The following is a 20,333-nucleotide window of genomic DNA, read 5'->3' on the forward strand; positions in this document are numbered from 1 at the left end:
CGCCCGTGGCGACTATGCAAGACACATTACGTATTACAGAAGTTTTTTACTCGTTACAGGGTGAAACGCGGACGGCCGGGCTGCCCACTGTATTTGTGCGCCTCACCGGGTGCCCGCTGCGTTGCCAGTACTGCGACAGCGCCTACGCCTTCAGCGGCGGCACCGTGCGTACCCTTGAAGACATCCTCCAGCAAGTGGCCGGTTACCGGCCCCGCTATGTCTGCGTCACCGGTGGCGAGCCGCTGGCGCAGCCCAATGCCATTCCCTTGCTCAAGCAACTGTGCGATGCCGGTTACGAAGTGTCCCTGGAAACCAGCGGTGCCCTGGATATTTCGGCGGTCGACCCGCGCGTCAGCCGCGTGGTAGACCTCAAGACGCCGGGCTCAAAGGAAGCGCACCGCAACCTCTACGAAAACATCGAACAGCTGACGCCCAATGATCAGGTCAAGTTCGTCATCTGCTCGCGTGATGACTACGATTGGGCAGCCTCCAAGCTGATCCAGTACGGCCTGGACAACCGCGCAGGCGAAGTGCTGTTTTCCCCAAGCCATCATGATTTGAACGCCCGTGACCTCGCCGATTGGGTTGTAGCGGACAACCTGCCGGTGCGCCTGCAATTGCAGCTGCATAAATACTTGTGGAACGACGAGCCCGGGCGCTGAGATCTGCATGCCTTGCCCCTTGGAGCAAGGGCCTGCGAGTGCGATGCCTGCTGAGCGTTTCCTGCCAGCAGGCCATCAAAATGATCGACTTACCACGCTATTTTTGATTTTTTTGAAAAAAGTGTTGAATAGTCCTTAAAAATCAGTATTATACGCGCCACCACACAGCGGGTCGTTAGCTCAGTTGGTAGAGCAGTTGGCTTTTAACCAATTGGTCGTAGGTTCGAATCCCACACGACCCACCATATTTGGCGGTTTAGAAAATCCGGAAGGCCCACGTAAGTGAGGATTTCCGGGTTTTTTTTTGCCTGAAATAAAGTGCGCCGCCATGCGGTAGAGCACGTTGCGCCTTGCAAGCGCTCGGAAAACCCGCCAGCAGCAAGCCGGGGATGACGACCAGATAGCAAAGGCTGGGCGCATAGAATGCGAGTGCTGCGCGGGCAACGCCGAACTTCACTGGCCCCGGGTGCCGACGACAGAATCGTCTTGCGCCTGTTAACCCGCTTTCACGTCCCATACGCATTCCATGGCGCCGCTCTGTAACGTACGTTGCTTTTTGACGACAACTTCAAGCGAGCGCTCAACGGGCAGTACCGGAACCCCGCTACCAAGAAAAATCGGAAGGGTGGTGATGAAAAGTTGCTGCAATTGCCCGGCGTCAGCAAAACAGGCTGCTGTTTTTCCGCCACCCACCAGCCAGACATTCTTGCCCTTTGCCGCTTGCCTGGCCTTGGCCGCGATGGTTTCAGCGTCGCCGCTTACAAACGTGATATCCAGGTTGGCGGGCGCGGACAGCGTCCGGCTGCTCATGACAAAGGCGGGTACGTCCGGGTAGGGCCAATTATCGGGTGCATTCGACAGGATCCAGTGATAGGTGTCCGACCCCATGACCACCGCCCCGATCGTCTGGTAAAAATCATGATAGGCCGTCGCGTCATCGCCTAAGGCAAAGTTTTCCAGCCAATCCAGTGTGTGTTGCTCGGTGGCGATGTACCCATCCAGGGTGGCGGCTACGTAATAGACCAGCGTCGACATGTGCGTTCCTTGTAATCATGCGGGCGGGAAATAACCCTTTGATAAAAACGCCCCTCTGTCAGTGACGAGGGGCGAGGGGGGCACTATAAAGCTTGTTTTATTTGTTGAGGCACTGCGCAACACGGCTTTCGGTCCGGTAGGGCGCCTGATTCACTGGACCGGGTTACAGACGCACAGATTAGCTGCTGGACGAACCCAGTGACGCGCGTCAGAACCTTACCTTGCACCCCCGGTGCTATCGCAGATGTGCCTCCATGATCTGCGCCACAGCGCTGGGGTTTTCGCTGTTCTCACGCCTGAGCCCCTCAATGGCGCCCCTGCGGTCTTCGGTGGATGCGTATTGGCTCATCTTCCATTTCCCTTGGATGTGCTCCACGGGGATCTCAAAACCGACCACGCCACCGGCCATGGTTTTTATGTGGTCCGACGGTGCCTGCGCCGGGCTCCAGGGGCACGCCCGCCCTGACTCGTGCTGCGCGGTTTGACGGGTAAGAAGCTCAAGGATCTGCTCCTCCTCCTCGAAAAAGCGGATCCTGCCGCGAATGTGCACGGCCGTGTAATTCCAGGTCGGAACTGAACGGCCTGTTTGGGCTGTACTGGGATACCACTGGGGAGATATGTACGCATTGGGCCCCATAAACATGACGATCGCGCGATCGTCGCCTGACCGGCGTTGGAACTGGGGGTTGTTGCGGGACAAATGGCCTACCAGGCGCAGCGGGCCTTTTTCGTCTTCCTCGAGCGACAGCGGGATATGGCTGATTTCAAGGTCCGAGTCATTGAACGTCAGCAGCGTGCCGAACCCGATCTGGTTCACGGCCGCTCGCAGTACGTCCAGGCTTTTTTCCTCGAATAGGGGGGGAAGGTACATGGAAAGTCCTTTTAAACGTAGAAGGCTTGGTTGTCATAAACACCGATGCGGTAACTCACACTTTTCTCCCCTTTGGCCAGGGCAGAAGATTGGTGCAACGTGGTTCGGTTGTCCCAAATCAACAAGTCACCTTCTTCCCACAGATGCTTGTAAATATGCTCGGGCTTTTCGATAAAGCTGATCAGCGCCTGGAGCGCCGCCGTACTTTGCTCGGCAGGCATATCCGCGATACCCACGGTAAAACCGCTGCTGATGTACAACGCTTTTTTGCCGGTGACTGGGTGGGTAATAACGGCCGGATGTTTCACCGCAGGGGCCATTTGCCCTTTTTCCGCGAGCAGTTCGCTGATAGAGCGGTCGATATCTTCTTCCTGAATCTTGTAGCGCCACTTACCCTCGTGAATGGCCTCGCGCCCTGTAATCAACTCGCGCAGTGAATCGGGCAGCGCTTCATAGACGGCGACCATGTCGATATATTCTGTCGCGCGACTGCCAGCCGATATTTGCGGCAGCAGCGTCGTCAGGGGTAAAGGAGTGCTCAGAAACTGGCAGTCGGTATGCCAATAGCGCCCGGTGCCGGACACACCCACTTTTTTGCCATTTTCGGGCAAGTTCGACGAGACAAAGATCTCTGGGTAGTCCGGATGATGATAATTAGCCTGTGGGTAAATTTGTGGTGTGCCCAGCTGGCGCGAAAAATTGACGTAGTCGTGTTTGCTCAGGGCTTGCTGCTTGATAACCACTAACTTGTGCTCATATACAAGTTCCAGCAACTTCGCGCTGTCTTGAGCGGACAGGGCCAACACATCGACTTGGCTCACAGCGACACCCATCATACTGTTGGGTAATGTAGAAATAAGCATAAAAGAATCCTTCTTGATTAAGCGATTTCTCGGGGCTGAAAATCAGTCAATATTAAAGTCGGCGGCGTGCGCCGGTTGGCGAAACGAGGCGAGTATCGAGCGTTGACCGGAAAAAGGTTTTCTTCCATGGGACGCTAACATGTTGTCTATGTAGAGCATGTCGCCCGACTGCCAGGCGATGTCCAGCTCCTGTTCTTCATAAGCGCTGCGAATAAGGTTAATCGTCGCGTCTGGAATAACACCGCCGTCGGCAAACTGCGCATCTTGCCAAAGGTCGCCGGGCGTTTGAGGTTCTGGCGCGCCCGGGTAAACACGGCGCATGATGTCCAACCAATACGCCGGGTGCCACAGCACTAACGTATTGAAAAAGACAGATTCACCCGTCTCGGGATGTTTGCGCACGGCGGGGCCGATCTGCCGAAGTTGCAGCGTGGTTTCATCTTGCCATTCGGTTTGAATGTTGTTCTTTTCACAAAACGCGTCGATCACTTGGCGATCGGTAGTGCCAAACGTTTCTTGGATGGATTTATACGGCACACGTTTGGAGTAGTTTCTGACATAGCGGATACCGCGCGCATTCAACTCGTCACGTACTTCGTTCGGCAGGCATTCAAGCATTCGGCGGGCGTCACACACCGTCGTTGCACCCCCTTCACTGGGAGCCTTTTCGCAGAAAAACATCACCCGCATCGGCCAAGTAGACGAATACGACATCTCATTATGGGAGGCCAGCCCTACAGCGGGGGGCAAATCCGTCGAGGTGAACACATCCTCCTCAACCAGATGGCGAGGCCCGATACCCCCGGTGTAGTCGATGGCATCCGGCTCCAAAATCCGGCCGACGGCACCAAATTGTTGCCTGTCCAGGCCCAGGCCGCGAATCTGGATAGCCCCATGTTTGAGCAGTGCTTCGTGCAGGGCCGTACGGTTTTCGCGTGCCCATTCCTCTGCTGGCACATTGGCGGGCGCGTGGACCAGCAAGAAGGGGTGTTGATGAGACAGTTGTTCGGCATTCAAGTTGCCAAAACGCAGGGTCGATAAAGTCATGGGAACGTCCTTGAATAGAAGAGGTGTATCAGTGAAGAGGGATGGCGAACATCACATCGCCATAAGCGCTATTGTTATCTTCGCCAAAACCGAACTCGGCCTGGCACAGAATCAACCCCATCTTTTTAGAGATGCTTTTCCAGCGCAGGCTTCCACTGAAGGCGCGGGCATCCAGGGCTTGGCGAAAGCGTGAAGAAAGCGAAATGATAAAGATTTTGGCCAGTTGCTTTTCTTTAAAGGTGTCCAGGTCAAACGCTCCAAGGATTTTCCAGAACGGATGTGTCATACGCTGCGAAACAAATTCTGCGAACAAAAGATATGACATCTGATTCAGGCAGATATTGGCTTCGACCGCATTGAAGTGGCCGGTCGATTCAATATAGAACGACTTGGGAATGGAGAATTGCGCATTGAGCACAACGTCCGATGTTGTGCTGCAGACGACTTTGCACGCTGACCTTAAATAACGGCATTCTGCCGTATAAGGGCCAAGTGCCAGCTTCATTGCACTGTCGGAAATAGCGGTTTCTGCTGTTTGGTTAGATGGGATCACATCGTTATCTTCCATAGTGAAGTGTGCACAGGTGCATCAAAATGATGCACTTCCTTTTCGGGGGGAGTTGAAACTTGAGAGTGCTTGTTTGGCACGCCGGGATAGTACGTCAAAGAAAATAATAGAGGGATAACATATTTCTATTTTTACGAAAGGGTGTATTGGTTTAAATCATGGAATAAATAGCACGTTCAAGTGTTTTGGTGCGCGCTTAATAAGGCAGCGTTGGCAAGAGTGAAACTTACGTGATGTGTGGACGCTGCTGCTGATGACAGCGGGTGATGAGTTAATTATCGATGGAGGACTGGCACGTTGTGTTGGCAGGACACGGGGTAAACAGGTAGGTTGGCCTGTATACAGTCATTACCCCTTATGCGTTTAAACAGAGAAAATAAAATGCTATGCCCACGGTGTGAACAAGATCACGTAATCAGTGCAACACTCAAAGCGAACGGCACCTGCTTGGTGGTATGCCCGGAGTGTGAGGCCTCATGGTTTTCACTGGAGGATGTGGGGGGCAGCGCGTTTTTTGATTATGGGACTTACATGGAAGGCATCGGCCTGACAGGGCTGTGGACCGAGTTGGAAATTCTTCCAGGCTAGCCTGTTCAAGAACAGGCTTGAGGGGGCGATTAAAAGGACGACCGTGCTTTTTATACCCTGCACCGAGTTAGAGCATATCGTCCGTCATGCACGTTTCCATCAACTGGCGAAACCACAGGTTCACCGGGTCGAACGCTTTATTGCTATGCCAGTACATATGCAATTGGGGGGCTTCTAACGCAAAGGGCAGTTCCCACTGAGTGAGTGACTGTGAAAGGTCGATCGCCGATACGACTCTTTTGGGGACCACCAGCAAATAATCGGACTGTTCGACGATCCGGCAGGCCGAAAAGTAGTTCTGACACCGAATCGACACCTTGCGCTGCAAGCCCTGTTTGGACAATGCAATGTCTTCGATGACCGCCCCCGTGGCGCGGCTGGACACGGCCACGTGTTGGGCGTCCAGGTACTGCTGCAGTGTTGGCGGGACGTTGAGCGGGTGGCCGCGCCGGGTGACGACGCACAGGGTGTCGCTGAGCAGCGGTTGATGACGTACAGGCTCGTTGATCGCCAGGGCGACGTCAAAACACAGGTCCAGGTTGCCTGCCGACAACGCCCGCGTCATCCCCCGGCGCTCACACATCACGCTGGCCAGCGCGGCGTTGGGCGCATGCTCATTCAATCGCTTGACGATCCAGGGCAACAGGATGGGTTCGATGGAGTCCGGCACGCCGATACGAAAGGTCTGGTGGGCGTTGCGTGGCTCAAAAGTGCCCCATTGCTGCAAGAGCGTTCTCAACTGCGCCAGGCGCTCCAGCACCAGGGGGGCCATCAACAGGCATTGAGGCGTGGGCACCATCCGCTTGCCATCACGCACGAACAGTTGATCATTCAAGCGGATCCGCAAGCGATGAATCGCATGGCTGACCGCCGACGGTGTCAACGACAGGCTCGCGGCGGCACGTGTCACGTGTTGTTCGCGGTAGACCGCCTCAAACACCCTCAGCAGGTTGAGGTCGATGTCATCGCGGGCGTTGTGAATTTCATTCATCAAGTGCGTTCACCAAATATCACTTCACAGGCCGGGACGCGCGCCCTAGGCTTTTATTCACCGGCACACAATGACGCATCGTCACCGCTATCGGCCAGCGGCCCTATCGATCGTTCAGGCCGGTTCGGGCCCGGCACACAATACCCTGTGTGGGCTAAACAGGTTGATAACGCTCATTCATTCAAGCCCCAAGGTTAACTATGAACAATGTTTCGCACCGGCTAAAGCGTATTTACGCCTGCTGGGGGGGGCGCTGGCTGATCGGTAAGCTGATTGGTCTGGGCGCACCTTACTCCGGCACTATTGGCGCCCGCGTGATTGAACTTGATGAGTGTTTTGCCCGCGTGTGTATGAAAGACAAGCGCCGGGTTCGCAACCACATGAACAGCATTCACGCCTGTGCACTGTCGACGCTCACCGAAACCACGGCGGGCCTGTCGGTGCTGTACAGCTTGCCGGCGAATGTGCGTGGCATCCCCACGCGGTTGTCGGTGGACTATCACGCCAAGGCCCGTGGGCTGATGACAGCCGAATGCCGGTGGACGCTGCCCGCCAAAAACTGCATCAGCGAACAGGACCTGTGTGTCGAAATACGCAACTAGGACAATGTCGTGGTTGCGACCGGCCATGTCTACTTTCGGTTTGGGCCTGTCGAGAAAAGGCCGGGAAGTTCAGACAAGCCCGCTTCCACATGACGTGGGAGCGGGCGTAGGTAGTGTGAGATCCGCATGACCATCACCGGCGCTGTTGCCGTGCGGTCAGGATGTATGGCCTTTTTCAGTTCACCGTATCACCCACGATTCACGCAGTAGTTAAACCGTAAACGCACCTGTCCAAGGTGCACGCTACGGTGACTTACCCAAAACGCCCGGTAATGTAATCCTCGGTCTGCTTCATCACAGGCTTGGTGAAGATCTGGTCCGTGTTGCCGTGCTCGATCAACTCCCCCATGAACATGAACGCGGTGTTGTCCGACACCCGCGCCGCCTGTTGCATGTTGTGCGTGACGATGATCACGGTGTACTGCTCTTTCAACTCGGTGATCAGTTGCTCGATGCGCCCGGTGGAAATCGGGTCGAGCGCCGAGGTGGGTTCGTCCAGCAGCAATACCTGGGGCCGCAGCGCGATGGTACGGGCGATGCACAAGCGCTGTTGCTGGCCGCCCGAGAGGCTTTGGGCGCTTTGCTTGAGCTTGTCTCTGACTTCATCCCACAGGGCCGCGCCGCGCAGTGCCTGTTCGACGCGTGCGTCCATGTCGCGGCGTGACAGCGATTCGTGGTGCCTGACGGCGTAGGCGATGTTTTCGTAGATCGACATCGGAAACGGCACCGGCTTCTGGAACACCATGCCTACGTGGCTGCGCAGGCGGTTCATCGAGTAGCCGGGGGCCAGGATGTTTTCGCCGTTCAACAGCACTTCACCGCGCGCCTCTTGCTTGGGGTACATGGAGTAGATGCGGTTGAACACGCGCAGCATGGTCGACTTGCCACAGCCCGACGGGCCGATGATGGCCGTGATGCGCTTTTCGGGAATGTCGATGTCGATGGACTTGAGCGAGCGGTGCCCGTTGTAGAAAAACTCCAACCCACGAACACGGATTTTCATTCTTTCGTTTTCAATGTCGTTGGTGTTCATCAGGTAGACCTATTACGCAAAAGAATCAGGCGGGATAGCAGGCTCAGCGCCAGCACAAACAGGGTCAGCACCAACGCGCCGGCCCAGGCCAGGGCGTGCCAGTCATCGAACGGGCTCATGGCGTACTGGAAAATCACCACCGGCACACTGGCGATTGGCTTGAGCAGGTTGCTGCTCCAGAACTGGTTGCCAAAGGCGGTGAACAGCAGCGGGGCGGTTTCCCCGGTGATGCGGGCCAGGGCCAGCAGGATGCCGGTGACCACCCCGGCCTTGGCCGCCCGCAGCACAATCTGCAGCGTCAGCTTCCACTGCGGAACACCCAGTGCCAGCGCAGCTTCACGCATGGTCGAAGGTTGCAGCTGAAGCATTTCGTCGGTGGTGCGCACCACCACGGGGATCACCAGCAACGCCAGCGCCAGCGCACCGGCGATGGCAGAGAAACCCACCTGGTGATTGGTGAGCAGGTTCAGCGGCAGGATGATCGCGGTGTAAATAAACAAACCCAGCACGATTGAGGGCGCAGACAACAGGATGTCGTTGATGAACCGCACCGTGGTGCCCAGGCGCGAGTGACGGGCGAACTCTGCCAGCCAGATGCCCGCCATCAAGCCGATCGGCGTGCCGATCAACAAGGCGATTGCCGACATCAGGGCGCTGCCGTAAAACGCGTTGGCCAGGCCACCGTCAGTGCCCGGCGGGGGTGTCATCTCGGTAAACAGGCGCAGGTTGAGCGCCTGGAAGCCGTTGATGATAGTGGTCAGCAGAATCCACGCCAGCCACACCAGGCCAAACAGCGTCGCGCCGCAGCTGAGCAGCATGGCGAGACGGTTCTTGAAGGCGCGGCGACGGTAGAGGCGTTCATTGCTCTTCATAGACCCTCCTTGCGAGACAGGCGCATGAGCATCAACCGCGCCAGTGCCAGTACGACAAAGGTCACGATGAACAGCAAAAAGCCCAGTGCGATAAGGGCCGAACGGTGCAGGTCGGTGTAGGCCTCGCTGAACTCGTTGGCGATGACGGACGCGATGGAACTGCTGGGCATCAGCAACGAGGCCGAGAACTGTTGGGCGTTACCCAGTACAAAGGTCACCGCCATGGTTTCGCCCAGTGCCCGGCCCAGCCCCAGGAAAATGCCACCGACCACCGCCGAGCGGGTGTACGGCAGGACGATGTCCCAGACCACTTCCCAAGTGGTGCCGCCCAGGGCGTAGGCCGATTCTTTCAACTGCGTCGGCACACTGCGGAACACCTCGTGCATCACCGAGGTGATAAACGGCATGATCATCACCGCCAGCACAATGCCGGCGGTCAGCATGCCAATGCCCAGCGGCGGGCCCTGGAGCAGCGAGCCTACAAACGGCAGCGCCCCCAGGTAGTCATTGATCCAGGGGGAAATGTGCTCGGCCATGAACGGCCCGAACACAAACAGGCCCCACATGCCGTAGATGATCGAAGGGATACCGGCGAGTAATTCAATCGCCGACGCCACCGGCATTCTCAGCCAGGGCGGTGCCACTTCAGTCAGGAAAATGGCGATGCCAAAACTCACCGGCACCGCAATCAGCAACGCCAGAAACGACGTCACCAAGGTGCCATAGATCGGCACCACGGCACCAAAGTGGTTGTTGACGGCGTCCCACTCGGTGCTGGTAATAAAACCCAGGCCGAAGGTCTTGAAGGCCAGGCCTCCGCCCCACAGTGTGGAGGCGGCAATACTGGCGAGCAGCAACAGGACCAGCATGGCCGCGCCAAACATCGCGCGTTTGAACCACAGGTCGTGGCGTTGGTCGCGGGCGGCGCGTTTATCGTCGTTTGCATCGCTTGCGTGAGTCGTCATGGCCAGGGGTTGCAGGGTTTCATTCATATCAAATGCGCTCACCCCCTTCACTCACGCGCACACGGGTGAGGAAGGGGGCCGGTCATGGGCTCGGATCAGTGGGCGAAATCAGACTTCCAGTAACCTTCGATCCGGGTCACGAGGGAGCTTGGCAGCGCGACATAATCGAGGGCCGCCGCTTGTTGTTGACCGTTTTCCAGCGACCATTTGAAGAAGTCGAAGGCGGCCTTGCTTTGCTCGGCGTTCTTGGACTGCTTGTACATGATGATCCAGGTGGTGGCGGTGATCGGCCATGCGCCTTCGCCTGGCGCGTTGGTCATGATCAGGTTGAAGTCTTGGGCGCTGGCCCAGTCGGCGGTGTCAGCGGCGGCCTGGAACGCTTTTGCGTTAGGCTCGACAAACTTGCCGGCGGCGTTTTTCAAGTCGGCGTAGGCCATTTTGTTTTGCAGGGCGTAGGCGTATTCCACAAAGCCGATCGAGTTTTTGATCTGCTTCACGTAGGCCGACACACCTTCGTTACCCTTGCCGCCCACGCCCACTGGCCAAGGCACGGTGGTGCCGAAACCAATTTTGGTTTTCCAGCTGTCACTGACTTTGGCCAAGTAGTTGGTGAAGTTGTAGGAGGTGCCCGAACCGTCAGAGCGGTGAACCACGGTGATGTTGGCGCTTGGCAGTTTCAGGCCGGGGTTGAGCGCGGCGATGGCCGGGTCGTTCCAGGCCTTGATGTCGCCCATGAAGATCTTGGCCAGGGTGTCGCCGTCCAGGTTCAGTTTGCCGGCCGCAACGCCTTCCACGTTCAGCACCGGCACGATGCCGCCAATCACGCTCGGGAACTGGCCCAGGCCGCTGGCCTTGAGGTCGTCAGCCGACAGCGGGGCGTCGGAGGCGCCGAAGTCGACGGTGGCGGCCTTGATTTGAGCGATGCCGCCGCCGGAACCGATCGACTGGTAGTTGATACGGTTGCTGGAAGTCTTGCTGTAATCCTGCGACCACTTGGACAGCACCGGATAGACGAAACTGGAGCCGGCGCCGGTCACGTCGGTGGCGTGAGCGACACCGCTCAGGCACAGGGCAGACAACAAAACGGACAGACTCTTTTTGGTCAGCAACATCACGACAACACCTCAATCAAAGGGCTCGGTGGAACGTTCCACCTGTCTTGGGACGTGACGATTTAATTCTCGATATGTTGCTGTTTGGTGACAGTTTTGCTTTATGAGGAAATATTTAGAAATAACTCGACGTGTGGGCGGGGCCAAGCGGCCCCGGTATTGGCCTTAGGCCGGAGGGTTTGCAGGTGCCCGGGCTCAGAGACGCCCGTTGACCAGAATCGATTCGTCAATTTGCTCGATCGAGGTCACGCCCGTGAGCGTCATCGCCACGCGCATTTCCTTGGCGAAGATTTCCAGCAGGTTTTCCACGCCCCTGCGCCCGTCGGCGGCCAGGGCGTAGGCACCGGCGCGTCCCAGCAACACGCCCCGGGCCCCGAGGGCGAGCATGCGCACCACGTCCAGCCCGGAGCGCACGCCCGAGTCCACCAGCACGGTCAGGTCGCTGCCCACCGCCTGCGCGATACCAGGCAATGCCTTGGCCGTCGACAACACACCGTCGAGTTGCCGGCCGCCGTGGTTGGACACCACGATGCCGTCGGCGCCAAAGCTCACGGCATCCTTGGCGTCCTGGGGGTCCAGGATGCCTTTGATGATCATCGGGCCTTTCCAGACGTCGCGGATCCACTCCAGGTCTTTCCAACTGATGGACGGGTCGAAATTGTTCGCCAGCCAGCCGATGTAGTCCTCAAGGTGAGTGGGTTTGCCCAGGTAGCGGGAGATGTTGCCCAGGTCATGGGGGCGGCCGAGCAGGCCGACGTCGAGTGCCCAGGCCGGTTTGGTCAGGGCTTGCAACATCCGCCGTTGCGCGCCGTAGGGGCCCGACATCCCCGAGTGCGCATCACGGTAGCGGGCGCCCGGGGTCGGCATGTCGACGGTAAATACCAGCGTGGTGACGCCCGCCGCTTGCGCCCGTTCCAGGGCGTTTTTCATGAAGCCACGGTCTTTGAGCACGTACAGCTGAAACCAGATGGCTTGCGCGCTCTGGGACGCCACTTCCTCGATGGAGCACACCGACACGGTCGACAGGCAATAGGGAATGCCTTTGCCTGCTGCCGCCTGGGCCGCCTGTACTTCACCGCGGCGCGCAAACATGCCGCTCAAGCCCACCGGGCTCAGCACCAGCGGCATTGCCAGCGGCTGGTCGAACAGGGTGGTTTGCAGGTTCAGGTCGGCGACGTTTCTGAGCACGCGCTGGCGCAGGCTGATGCCTGAAAGGTCTGAGCTGTTCGCCCGAAGGGTGTGTTCGGCATAGGCGCCGCCGTCGATGTAGTCGAACAGAAAGCGCGGCAGTTTGCGGCGTGCGGCTTCGCGGTAATCCGAGGCGGACGAAATGATCATGAACAGGCAGGCCCCAGCGGGAATACGGTGAGTGGAGCATAGACAAACGTATTTCAGGCTTGAAACAACTTTTTCAACTGGATTGCAGTCGAAAATGGAATACACCCGCCGGGCCGCGCGCTTAGGCGCTGTCGCCTGAGCCTGCGTTTTTCTGGATGAAATATTGGCAAATCAGCCGGTCCTCCCGCAGGCATTCCTCCCGCGCGGGGAACCCCGTGGCTTCGGAGAAAAACGCGGCCATTGCCCGGCACACACACTGTTCCTCGCGCACCACGCTGCCCACCGGGCAGGTGAAGTTGCGCACCATCACGCCACCGTCCTGCACCACCGCTTCGGTGCTGGCGCCCAGCGAGTCGGCGGCCGCCATGGCGGCGCGCAGGCCTGTGTCAAAGTCCTTGGGGTGGGCAAGGCCGGCGCTCTGCGCCAGTTGGCGGCCTGTCTGTTCCAGTACGTCGCCCAGCTCTTGGGCGCTGTAGCGGTCCTTGAGCACGGCGAGCAGGTTGCTCAGCAAAATCTGGTAAGCGGTGGAGGTGACGTCTTCACTACCCGGGGCGGCCTCGAAGACCACCGGCGGCTTGCCGACGGTATGGCGTGGCCTAAGCTTGCTACGACGCACCAGCCCCTCGGCTTCGAGCTGCTTGAGTTGCACGATCACCGCGTTGCGGGTCACGGCGAGGTATTCGCAGAGCTGCACCACGGTCAGTGGCTCACGTTGCAACAGGCTCAGGATGTCACTTTTGGTACTCACGGCAGATGGGTTCGCTGGTGGGCTGGGGAGGCGAGTATAGCGCCGTGACGTGAAACAACGGGACAAAAAACAATAATGACAAAATTTATTGTTATTATTGTTTTTTGGTGATTAAAATCCGCTCAATTCACCCACCACCCCACAGGTCGTACCATGAAAAACTCCCGTCACCTGCTGTTGGCTTTACCGGTTGCACTTGCGCTGATCGGCAACGCAGCGGCGCAAGACGCACCTGCGCAATCCTCAACGCCCACCCAATTGGTCGATGCCCTCAACGGCGTATTCGGCAAACACGCTGGCGCGCGTGCGGTTCACGCCAAGGGCGTGGTGCTGGAAGGCCAATTCACCCCGAGCCCGTCGGCGGCGTCCATCAGTAAGGCGGCGCATTTGCAGACCACCCAGGTTCCGGTCACGGTACGGTTTTCCGACTTCGCCGGTATCCCGGACATCCCCGACAACCACGGCCTGGCCAGCCCGCGGGGCATGGCGATTCGCTTCACCTTGCCCAATGGGGGCTCCACCGACATCGTCGCCCATTCGTTCAACGGTTTTCCGTCGCCCACTGCCGATGACTTTCGCGAGTTGCTGATCGCCCTTGGCACCAGCGGCCCGGATGCCCCCAAGCCCACCCCGCTGGACGGCTACCTCGCCAGCCACCCGGCTGCCAAAACCTTCCTGACCACGCCCAAGCCCGCGCCGCAGAGCTTCGCCACGCTGCCGTACTTTGGCGTGAACACCTTCCGGTTTATCAATGAGGCGGGCACGGTCACGTTTGGTCGCTACCAGTTCCTGCCGGTCAGCGGCGCGCATTACCTCACCGACGCGCAAGCGGCAGACGCCAAGCCTGATTACCTGAGCGACGAAATCCACGCGCGCCTCACCAAGGCACCGGTCGCGTTCAAACTGGTGGTTCAAGTAGCCGAGGCCGGTGACAAGCTGGACGACCCGTCCACCACCTGGTCTGACAGCCACCGCCTGGTAGAACTGGGCACCATTAGCATCACCCAGGCCGTGGCTGATAACGTCGCCGCGCAGAAAAGCCTGATGTTCCTGCCCAACAACGTGCCAGCGGGCATCGAAGTGCAAGACCCGATGATCAACGCACGTTCGGCGGCTTACCCGATTTCTTTCGGGCGTCGTCAATAAACAATAAGAGGAAAAACCTGATGAGCTTGATACCGAACAATTCACTGATCACCGAAACCCCCGAAGAGGGCCGCCAACTCGCGATCAAGATGGCCCGCCTGGTGATCAAGGCCACGCAGCCGGACGACGAAGTGCGCAACCGTCTACGGGGCGTGTATGCCAATGACGCCGCCATGCTGATCAGCATCGGTCAGGTGGTCGCGACCGAGTTTGCAACCATTGCGGCCGCCAATCACTACTGGCGAAGCTAGCGGTGGTCTTTGCGGGGGGCGCATGCAAAGCCCCTCGCAAAGAGCGCAGGCGCAGGCTGCAAATTCGCACGCGGGTGTGGGACAGTGGCGTCCTTCAACCACTGCACCGTGAGCACCCGCCATGAGCATCGCCGAGCGTCTACAGCAACTGGGCATCGTCTTGCCCGCCCCGATCAACCCCCTTGGCTCCTACCGCACCGTCAGTGTGTCGGGCAATCAGTTGCACGTTTCGGGCCTGGGGCCTTTTGAGAACGGCAAGCCGCTGACGGGCATCGTCGGGGACGACATCAGCGTGGAACAGGGCCAATACGCGGCGCGCCTGACGCTGTTGATGATCCTCTCCTGCCTGGAACAGGCCTGTGGCCTGGACAACATCGAACGTTGCACGCGGTTGACGGTGTATGTGCGCGCAACGCAGTCATTCACTCAACATCCCACCATCGCCAACGGCGCCAGTGACGTGTTGCAGGCGTTGTTCGGCGCCGACAAGTTGCCTGCGCGCAGTGCCCTTGGCGTGTACTCGCTACCGATGGGAATTGCGGTGGAAATAGACAGTGTTTTCGAGATGAAACCGGGCAGTCAGGTTGCGGTTTAAAGGTCTGAAAACGCAATAGAAAAGCGGCCAAAGTCTTTGAAAACAGTAGGATTGTCGGACAATAACGCGGATGAAAAAAACTTCATAATCGCCCTGCTCGAACATTGCTAGCTTTTGGCCGCTGCCCCATCATTCGAGTTCTAATAATGAATAAAAAACTCCTCAAAAGCGCCTTGGCGCTGTCCGTTGCTGTTGCCTCCACTCAGCTGTTTGCCGGTGGTTTCTCCCTGAACGAACAAAGCGTCAGCGGCATGGGCACCGGCTACGCTGGCCGGTCCTCTTCCGCTGAAGATGCCAGCACGGTGTACGGTAACCCGGCGGGCATGTCCCGTCTCAAGCACAACGAAGTCAGCCTGGGTGCCACCTACCTGGATGCCAAAACAGATATCAAGGACGCCAGTTCCTCCCAATTCGGTGCCGATAACCCTGGCACCAACAAGGGCGACATGGTGCCCGGCATTGCCGTGCCGTTTGGCTACCTGGTGACGCCGATCGATGAGCACTGGGCGTTTGGCCTCGGGATCTACGCGCCGTTTGGCCTGATCACCGACTATGAACACAGCTTCCAGGGCAATGGCTTTGGTAACAAAAGCAAGGTTCAAGTCATCACCGTCCAGCCGACTGTCAGCTATGCCTTCAACGACAAGGTGTCGGTAGGTTTCGGCCCGACCTTCAACAAAATCAGCGGCGAACTGGACTCCAAAGTGCCGGCCTTTGGCCTGGGCACCGAAACCGTCAAGATCAAGGGTGACGACACCGCCACCGGCTTTAACGCCGGTATTTTGGTGCAGCCGCTGGACAGCACCCGCATCGGTGTGACCTACCACTCGCAAGTGGTCTATCACCTCACCGGCAAGACCAATGCCTCGGGCTTTCTCACCGACCTGGTGGACGGCGGGCCGCAGCGCTATGACGCCAAGCTGAATGTCACCACACCGTCGTCGGTCGACTTCTCTGTCACCCAGCAACTCAACGACGACTGGACCCTGTACCTGGGCAGCACCTACACCCGCTGGAGCCAGTTGAAGAAGATCACGGTCAACAACTCAGGCGTGTCCGACCTCGCCAGCGAACTGGCCGGCCTGGACTCCATCACCGAAGAACAGCACTGGCATGACACCTGGTCGCACGCCATCGGCGCGGCCTACCGGGTCAACAAACAACTGGTACTGCGGACCGGGTTCACTGTGGACCAGACACCGACCAACAACACGGACCGCTCGGTACGTATTCCTACGGGTGATCGCACCGTCTTCAGCGTGGGCGCGGGCTGGACCCCTGTCGACAACCTGACCTTTGATGTCGCCTATTCCTACCTCAAGGAAGAACCGATCAAAATCCGCCAAAACCAACCCGCGTTGGGCCTGACGTACGATGCCAAGTATGACAACAGCGCCAATGGCTTCGGTGGTTCGGTGACTTACCGCTTCTGATAAGCGCGCGTAACCCGCAGCAGTCCCTGCTTGCGGGAATGGCTTATTGCTATCTATTCGGGTGCATTGGCTGTCAATCGGTCCCTGTCTTGGCTAAATTGAGCGGTATCAAGCTTTAAGACAGGGACCGTCATGACCACGCTTACGCCCATCCGTCATCCAACTCCCCTCATTTTTGTACGCAACGCAGAGCCGCCTGCCACCTTGCAACCGTCAGCGGGTGTCACGACGCGGCTTTCTTCGGTGGTCAGCCTTGGCGCCGTGGCGACGGCGGTCGACACCTATTCCCGACGGGGACTGTTGCCCGGCCAGGAGCCGGTTCAGGTGTGGGAACGTGACGGCGGTGATGCGGTAAGCGAGGCGATCAGCAACCGTTTCTCTGCGCTTTCGCCCGCCTCACGGTTCTCTGGATTGGGCGCGACCTTGGTCGGGCAATTCGCCAAGAGCGGCGCGAACATTTCCCAATCCCTGTTGAGTTCCACCACGGCCAAAACCCAGAACGTTGCCGAACTCAAGACTGAGCAGGCCCTGCTGCACAGCAAGGCCGACAACCTAGCCAGCCTCAGCGTCAAGACCGCCAGTGGCAAAACTGTCACGTTCAGCCTGGCCAGCCAGGACGGCGGCCTGGGTGTACAGGCCAACGTTGACGGCGGTAGCCTCAGCGACGCCGAACTCAAGGAAATCGCCACGTTGGGCGAGGCCTTCCAAGGGGCCATCGATGGCTTGACGGCCCAGCCGCCAAAGCTGGACCTGGGCAAATTGACCCGGTTTGATTCCAGCGTGCTGGCCTCGATCGACCTGAGCGGCAAATTGAAAGTGGACGGCCAGGACCTGACGCTGGCGTTTCATGCCGACAGCCAAGGCCGCACCACACGCATGAGCGGCCCCGCAGGTGAAATCAGCGTGGCGGTCGACCTGAAAAACACCGCCCTTTTGGGCAACGCGAAACAACAGGCCCAGGCGCTGAAAAGCTACCTGAGCCAGTTTGACCAGGCCCAGGCCCGAGGCAACGCCAACCCTGCACTGATGGGCCTGTTCAAAGACGCGTTCAGCGCGCTGAACAGCCACTACCCGCAGAGCGCCACAGCACCCGTGGCGTTGACCCGCAGCCCTTCAGACCAGAGCTTGTTGAGCGGTCTTGCGGATTTCAAGGCGTCCATCAGCCAGGCGGGCGATTCCCCCAACCCCATGCGCCCGTCGGAAATAGACAGCTTTGCCTATCAGATCGTGCAAAAAACGCGGGTGGGCGGACGGGACATGCAAAACCGCAGTATCGACCAGACGCAGCAGTCGAGCCTGTCCGCCAGCTACCACCAGGGCCTGCGCGGTGAAAAGTCCCCAGCCTTGGGCAGCACCGCCGAGTCGCAGAACTACCTTTATGTGCAGATCCAAGACAAGGCCAGCAGCTCAGCCAGTATCGGCTACAAGGACGGCCAACTCGTCAAGGCCGCGGTGGAGCAAACCGCCAGCCAGAACACCCGCACCCAGCAATACGTGATGGGCCAGTTGGTGGATGATGTGTCGTTGCCCAAAGAGGCGTCGAGTAAGCGCGACTACGTGGCGCTGCTGGAGCACGCGGCGCGTGAAGGCCGCAAGTCCAAGGACGCGCTGGAGGCGTTCACGCTCAATGAGGCCTTGGCGAACATGCACCAATCGGTAATGTTGCAAAGCGACCCTGCTGGCCTCACGCGCTAGAGGGCGTTGGCTCAGCAACAACGAGCGCCGTGCTCCCGCCCCGTCAGCCCTGACTGACGGGCATTGCCCCGCCATATTTGGCTTTTGCATCCCCTCGATATTCTGTAGCCTTGCGCAGCTTCACCCGTGCTTGATGAACACAACCACTTCGTCCGGCGGCGCCCGATGGGCTCCAGAGCCGGTGGTACACTCGATTTTCGCGCAACTGCGCCTGCAGGTCTTGCGAACATGACGCATATTTCCGAACGCCTTCTGGTCCAGGCCCACCTCGACGCCAAACAGCCCAAGGTGCTCAGCGCCGAGGAAGAGGCCGGCTACCGCGCTGCCATCGCCGCCGAGCTCAAGGCTCAGGACGCGGTCCTGGTGGCTCACTTCTACTGCGACCCGGTGATTCAGGCCCTGGCCGAAGAAACCGGTGGTTGTGTCTCCGACTCCCTTGAAATGGCACGCTTTGGCGCCGCCCATCCGGCCAAGACCGTGTTGGTGGCCGGTGTCCGTTTCATGGGCGAGACGGCCAAGATCCTCACCCCCGAAAAGCGCATCCTCATGCCCACCCTGGAGGCCACGTGCTCCCTGGACCTTGGCTGCCCGGTGGATGAGTTTTCGGCGTTTTGCGACCAACACCCCGAGCGCACGGTGGTGGTGTATGCCAACACCTCGGCGGCGGTCAAAGCCCGTGCAGACTGGGTGGTGACGTCCAGCTGTGCGCTGGAAATCGTCGAAAGCCTGATGGACAACGGCGAAACCATCATCTGGGGCCCCGATAAACACCTGGGCACCTACATCCAGCGCCAGACCGGCGCCGACATGCTGCTGTGGGACGGGGCGTGCATCGTCCACGAAGAGTTCAAGTCCAAGCAACTGGAAGACATGCGCGCGCTGTACCCGGATGCGGCGATTCTGGTGCACCCGGAGTCCCCGACCTCGGTGATCGAGTTGGCGGACGCGGTGGGTTCCACCAGCCAGTTGATCGCGGCAGCGCAGCGCTTGCCCAACAAGACGTTTATCGTCGCCACCGATCGCGGCATTTTCTACAAGATGCAGCAGGTGTGCCCGGACAAGGTGTTTATCGAAGCGCCGACGGCGGGGAATGGCGCGGCGTGCCGCAGTTGCGCGCACTGCCCGTGGATGGCGATGAACACGCTGGAGCGCACGCTGCAGTGCTTGCGTGAAGGCACCAACGAAATCTTCGTGGAGCCTTCGTTGATCCCGCAGGCCGTGCGCCCGCTCAAGCGCATGCTGGACTTCACTCAGGCGGCGCGCCTGAAGCTGGCTGGCAACGCTTGACCTGCCGCAAGTGGGGAGCCGGCGCGCCTGCTCCCTATTTTTTGTGCTTGGGGATCCGCACCAGTCGGGTGTCGGAATAGATGTCATGCCAACTGCGCTTTTGCCGGTCGAACAGTGACCAGATAAACCCCAGCCCTGCGCACAACCCCGACGCAATCGCCACCACGAAGCGCAACAGCGCCTGCCACAGGCTGATCCGCGAGCCGTCGGCGTTCTGTACCCGCACGCCCCAGACCTGCATGCCCAGGGTCTGCCCGGAATAGGTCCAGAAGTGGGCGAAGAAGCCAAACAGCACAAAAAACAGGATCGTGGAGAGCAGTGGATCACCGTCCAGCGCGCCCGCTTCAGACAGCTCGCGCAGCCGGGCTTCGCCGACAAAGGCCATCCATACCAGTTTGTAGATAAACGTCGTGACGATCAGCAGGGCGGTGCACAACAGCGCGTCATAGAACATCGCTGCCAGGCGACGGCCCAGGCCAACGGCGGGAAACTCGCCCTGGGGGCTCAGCAGAGGGTTCGGCATGGCAGGGCTCTCAGGCAAAAGACGCCATTTTACGGGACAACGCCCATAAAAAGGGTTCTTCACGGATTACCGGGAAAGTCATTCTTGATCTTCATGAAAAAGAATTCG

General features: G+C 58.9%; 21 protein-coding genes and 1 tRNA gene. 9 read left to right on the top strand and 13 right to left on the bottom strand.

Annotation, left to right across the window (positions count from 1 at the left end; translation table 11 throughout):
- Positions 1 to 14: 14 nt before the first annotated feature.
- The gene (gene queE, locus ACW9H9_RS10965; RefSeq protein ID WP_457343112.1) at positions 15 to 662 is read left to right on the top strand and encodes a 7-carboxy-7-deazaguanine synthase QueE; all 648 of its coding nucleotides are present in this window, start codon (positions 15 to 17) and stop codon (positions 660 to 662) included.
- A 169-nt stretch (positions 663 to 831) separates the two neighbouring features.
- Positions 832 to 907 (top strand) — tRNA-Lys (locus ACW9H9_RS10970).
- A gap of 250 nt (positions 908 to 1,157) precedes the next feature.
- On the opposite strand, the gene ACW9H9_RS10975 is transcribed toward ACW9H9_RS10970, so the two are convergent.
- The 6 genes from ACW9H9_RS10975 to ACW9H9_RS11000 form a co-directional block, all read right to left on the bottom strand.
- Entirely contained in the window at positions 1,158 to 1,697 is a 540-nt protein-coding gene (locus ACW9H9_RS10975; protein ID WP_457343111.1) for a dihydrofolate reductase family protein, read from the bottom strand.
- A 235-nt stretch (positions 1,698 to 1,932) separates the two neighbouring features.
- Positions 1,933 to 2,568 carry an FMN-binding negative transcriptional regulator gene (locus ACW9H9_RS10980; protein ID WP_457343110.1) on the bottom strand — a complete coding sequence of 212 codons (636 nt, stop codon included), beginning with the start codon at positions 2,566 to 2,568 and terminating at the stop codon, positions 1,933 to 1,935.
- 11 nt (positions 2,569 to 2,579) lie between these two features.
- The gene (locus tag ACW9H9_RS10985; protein WP_457343109.1) at positions 2,580 to 3,431 is read right to left on the bottom strand and encodes a TauD/TfdA dioxygenase family protein; all 852 of its coding nucleotides are present in this window, start codon (positions 3,429 to 3,431) and stop codon (positions 2,580 to 2,582) included.
- Positions 3,432 to 3,473: 42 nt separating this feature from the next.
- A complete protein-coding gene (locus tag ACW9H9_RS10990) occupies positions 3,474 to 4,478 on the bottom strand; it encodes a TauD/TfdA family dioxygenase (protein ID WP_457343108.1) in 1,005 nt (334 codons plus the stop codon).
- A gap of 28 nt (positions 4,479 to 4,506) precedes the next feature.
- A complete protein-coding gene (locus ACW9H9_RS10995) occupies positions 4,507 to 5,046 on the bottom strand; it encodes an FcoT family thioesterase (RefSeq protein WP_457343107.1) in 540 nt (179 codons plus the stop codon).
- 655 nt (positions 5,047 to 5,701) lie between these two features.
- Entirely contained in the window at positions 5,702 to 6,625 is a 924-nt protein-coding gene (locus tag ACW9H9_RS11000; protein WP_457343106.1) for a LysR family transcriptional regulator, read from the bottom strand.
- Positions 6,626 to 6,825: 200 nt separating this feature from the next.
- On the opposite strand from ACW9H9_RS11000, the gene ACW9H9_RS11005 reads away from it, so the two are divergent.
- Positions 6,826 to 7,227, top strand: a complete 402-nt coding sequence (locus ACW9H9_RS11005) for a DUF4442 domain-containing protein (protein ID WP_457343105.1) — start codon at positions 6,826 to 6,828, stop codon at positions 7,225 to 7,227.
- A gap of 253 nt (positions 7,228 to 7,480) precedes the next feature.
- Here ACW9H9_RS11005 and pstB read toward each other — a convergent pair whose 3' ends face one another.
- The 6 genes from pstB to ACW9H9_RS11035 form a co-directional block, all read right to left on the bottom strand.
- Entirely contained in the window at positions 7,481 to 8,260 is a 780-nt protein-coding gene (gene pstB / locus ACW9H9_RS11010; RefSeq protein WP_457343104.1) for a phosphate ABC transporter ATP-binding protein PstB, read from the bottom strand.
- Positions 8,260 to 9,132 carry a phosphate ABC transporter permease PstA gene (pstA, locus tag ACW9H9_RS11015; protein WP_457343103.1) on the bottom strand — a complete coding sequence of 291 codons (873 nt, stop codon included), beginning with the start codon at positions 9,130 to 9,132 and terminating at the stop codon, positions 8,260 to 8,262. Before pstA ends, pstB begins: the two co-directional genes overlap by 1 nt.
- The gene (gene pstC / locus ACW9H9_RS11020) at positions 9,129 to 10,124 is read right to left on the bottom strand and encodes a phosphate ABC transporter permease subunit PstC (RefSeq protein ID WP_457343189.1); all 996 of its coding nucleotides are present in this window, start codon (positions 10,122 to 10,124) and stop codon (positions 9,129 to 9,131) included. The genes pstA and pstC overlap by 4 nt, the downstream gene beginning before the upstream one ends.
- Positions 10,125 to 10,192: 68 nt before the next feature.
- Entirely contained in the window at positions 10,193 to 11,209 is a 1,017-nt protein-coding gene (pstS, locus tag ACW9H9_RS11025) for a phosphate ABC transporter substrate-binding protein PstS (RefSeq protein WP_457343102.1), read from the bottom strand.
- A gap of 195 nt (positions 11,210 to 11,404) precedes the next feature.
- Entirely contained in the window at positions 11,405 to 12,547 is a 1,143-nt protein-coding gene (lldD, locus tag ACW9H9_RS11030; RefSeq protein WP_457343101.1) for an FMN-dependent L-lactate dehydrogenase LldD, read from the bottom strand.
- Between the two features lie 121 nt (positions 12,548 to 12,668).
- On the bottom strand, positions 12,669 to 13,295 hold the full coding sequence (locus ACW9H9_RS11035; RefSeq protein WP_457343100.1) for a helix-turn-helix transcriptional regulator: 627 nt from the start codon (positions 13,293 to 13,295) through the stop codon (positions 12,669 to 12,671).
- 153 nt (positions 13,296 to 13,448) lie between these two features.
- Between ACW9H9_RS11035 and ACW9H9_RS11040 the strand changes: the two genes are divergently transcribed.
- The 6 genes from ACW9H9_RS11040 to nadA all read left to right on the top strand — a co-directional run bounded on the left by ACW9H9_RS11040 (position 13,449) and on the right by nadA (position 19,702).
- Positions 13,449 to 14,441: a catalase family peroxidase gene (locus tag ACW9H9_RS11040; protein ID WP_457343099.1), complete on the top strand. Its 993-nt coding sequence runs from the start codon at positions 13,449 to 13,451 to the stop codon at positions 14,439 to 14,441.
- Between the two features lie 20 nt (positions 14,442 to 14,461).
- Entirely contained in the window at positions 14,462 to 14,692 is a 231-nt protein-coding gene (locus tag ACW9H9_RS11045; RefSeq protein WP_457343098.1) for a hexameric tyrosine-coordinated heme protein, read from the top strand.
- A gap of 121 nt (positions 14,693 to 14,813) precedes the next feature.
- Positions 14,814 to 15,287, top strand: coding sequence for a RidA family protein (locus tag ACW9H9_RS11050; RefSeq protein WP_457343097.1), 474 nt, complete (start codon positions 14,814 to 14,816; stop codon positions 15,285 to 15,287).
- 146 nt (positions 15,288 to 15,433) lie between these two features.
- Positions 15,434 to 16,720 (top strand): OmpP1/FadL family transporter, encoded by a 1,287-nt coding sequence (locus ACW9H9_RS11055; RefSeq protein WP_457343096.1) that lies wholly within the window; start codon positions 15,434 to 15,436, stop codon positions 16,718 to 16,720.
- A gap of 132 nt (positions 16,721 to 16,852) precedes the next feature.
- Positions 16,853 to 18,415, top strand: a complete 1,563-nt coding sequence (locus ACW9H9_RS11060; RefSeq protein WP_457343095.1) for a lactate dehydrogenase — start codon at positions 16,853 to 16,855, stop codon at positions 18,413 to 18,415.
- A 228-nt stretch (positions 18,416 to 18,643) separates the two neighbouring features.
- Positions 18,644 to 19,702, top strand: a complete 1,059-nt coding sequence (gene nadA, locus ACW9H9_RS11065; RefSeq protein WP_457343094.1) for a quinolinate synthase NadA — start codon at positions 18,644 to 18,646, stop codon at positions 19,700 to 19,702.
- A 34-nt stretch (positions 19,703 to 19,736) separates the two neighbouring features.
- On the opposite strand, the gene ACW9H9_RS11070 is transcribed toward nadA, so the two are convergent.
- Positions 19,737 to 20,225, bottom strand: coding sequence for an RDD family protein (locus ACW9H9_RS11070; protein WP_457343093.1), 489 nt, complete (start codon positions 20,223 to 20,225; stop codon positions 19,737 to 19,739).
- Positions 20,226 to 20,333 lie beyond the last annotated feature (108 nt).

The organism is Pseudomonas sp. SDO5215_S409, from assembly GCF_054071325.1.

Coding starts and splice junctions, on each gene's coding strand:
- queE (WP_457343112.1), top strand. CDS start 15: ATGCAAGACACATTACGTATTACAGAAGTTTTTTACTCGTTACAGGGT.
- ACW9H9_RS10975 (WP_457343111.1), bottom strand. CDS start 1,697: ATGTCGACGCTGGTCTATTACGTAGCCGCCACCCTGGATGGGTACATC.
- ACW9H9_RS10980 (WP_457343110.1), bottom strand. CDS start 2,568: ATGTACCTTCCCCCCCTATTCGAGGAAAAAAGCCTGGACGTACTGCGA.
- ACW9H9_RS10985 (WP_457343109.1), bottom strand. CDS start 3,431: ATGCTTATTTCTACATTACCCAACAGTATGATGGGTGTCGCTGTGAGC.
- ACW9H9_RS10990 (WP_457343108.1), bottom strand. CDS start 4,478: ATGACTTTATCGACCCTGCGTTTTGGCAACTTGAATGCCGAACAACTG.
- ACW9H9_RS10995 (WP_457343107.1), bottom strand. CDS start 5,046: ATGGAAGATAACGATGTGATCCCATCTAACCAAACAGCAGAAACCGCT.
- ACW9H9_RS11000 (WP_457343106.1), bottom strand. CDS start 6,625: ATGAATGAAATTCACAACGCCCGCGATGACATCGACCTCAACCTGCTG.
- ACW9H9_RS11005 (WP_457343105.1), top strand. CDS start 6,826: ATGAACAATGTTTCGCACCGGCTAAAGCGTATTTACGCCTGCTGGGGG.
- pstB (WP_457343104.1), bottom strand. CDS start 8,260: ATGAACACCAACGACATTGAAAACGAAAGAATGAAAATCCGTGTTCGT.
- pstA (WP_457343103.1), bottom strand. CDS start 9,132: ATGAAGAGCAATGAACGCCTCTACCGTCGCCGCGCCTTCAAGAACCGT.
- pstC (WP_457343189.1), bottom strand. CDS start 10,124: ATGAATGAAACCCTGCAACCCCTGGCCATGACGACTCACGCAAGCGAT.
- pstS (WP_457343102.1), bottom strand. CDS start 11,209: ATGTTGCTGACCAAAAAGAGTCTGTCCGTTTTGTTGTCTGCCCTGTGC.
- lldD (WP_457343101.1), bottom strand. CDS start 12,547: ATGATCATTTCGTCCGCCTCGGATTACCGCGAAGCCGCACGCCGCAAA.
- ACW9H9_RS11040 (WP_457343099.1), top strand. CDS start 13,449: ATGAAAAACTCCCGTCACCTGCTGTTGGCTTTACCGGTTGCACTTGCG.
- ACW9H9_RS11045 (WP_457343098.1), top strand. CDS start 14,462: ATGAGCTTGATACCGAACAATTCACTGATCACCGAAACCCCCGAAGAG.
- ACW9H9_RS11050 (WP_457343097.1), top strand. CDS start 14,814: ATGAGCATCGCCGAGCGTCTACAGCAACTGGGCATCGTCTTGCCCGCC.
- ACW9H9_RS11055 (WP_457343096.1), top strand. CDS start 15,434: ATGAATAAAAAACTCCTCAAAAGCGCCTTGGCGCTGTCCGTTGCTGTT.
- ACW9H9_RS11060 (WP_457343095.1), top strand. CDS start 16,853: ATGACCACGCTTACGCCCATCCGTCATCCAACTCCCCTCATTTTTGTA.
- nadA (WP_457343094.1), top strand. CDS start 18,644: ATGACGCATATTTCCGAACGCCTTCTGGTCCAGGCCCACCTCGACGCC.
- ACW9H9_RS11070 (WP_457343093.1), bottom strand. CDS start 20,225: ATGCCGAACCCTCTGCTGAGCCCCCAGGGCGAGTTTCCCGCCGTTGGC.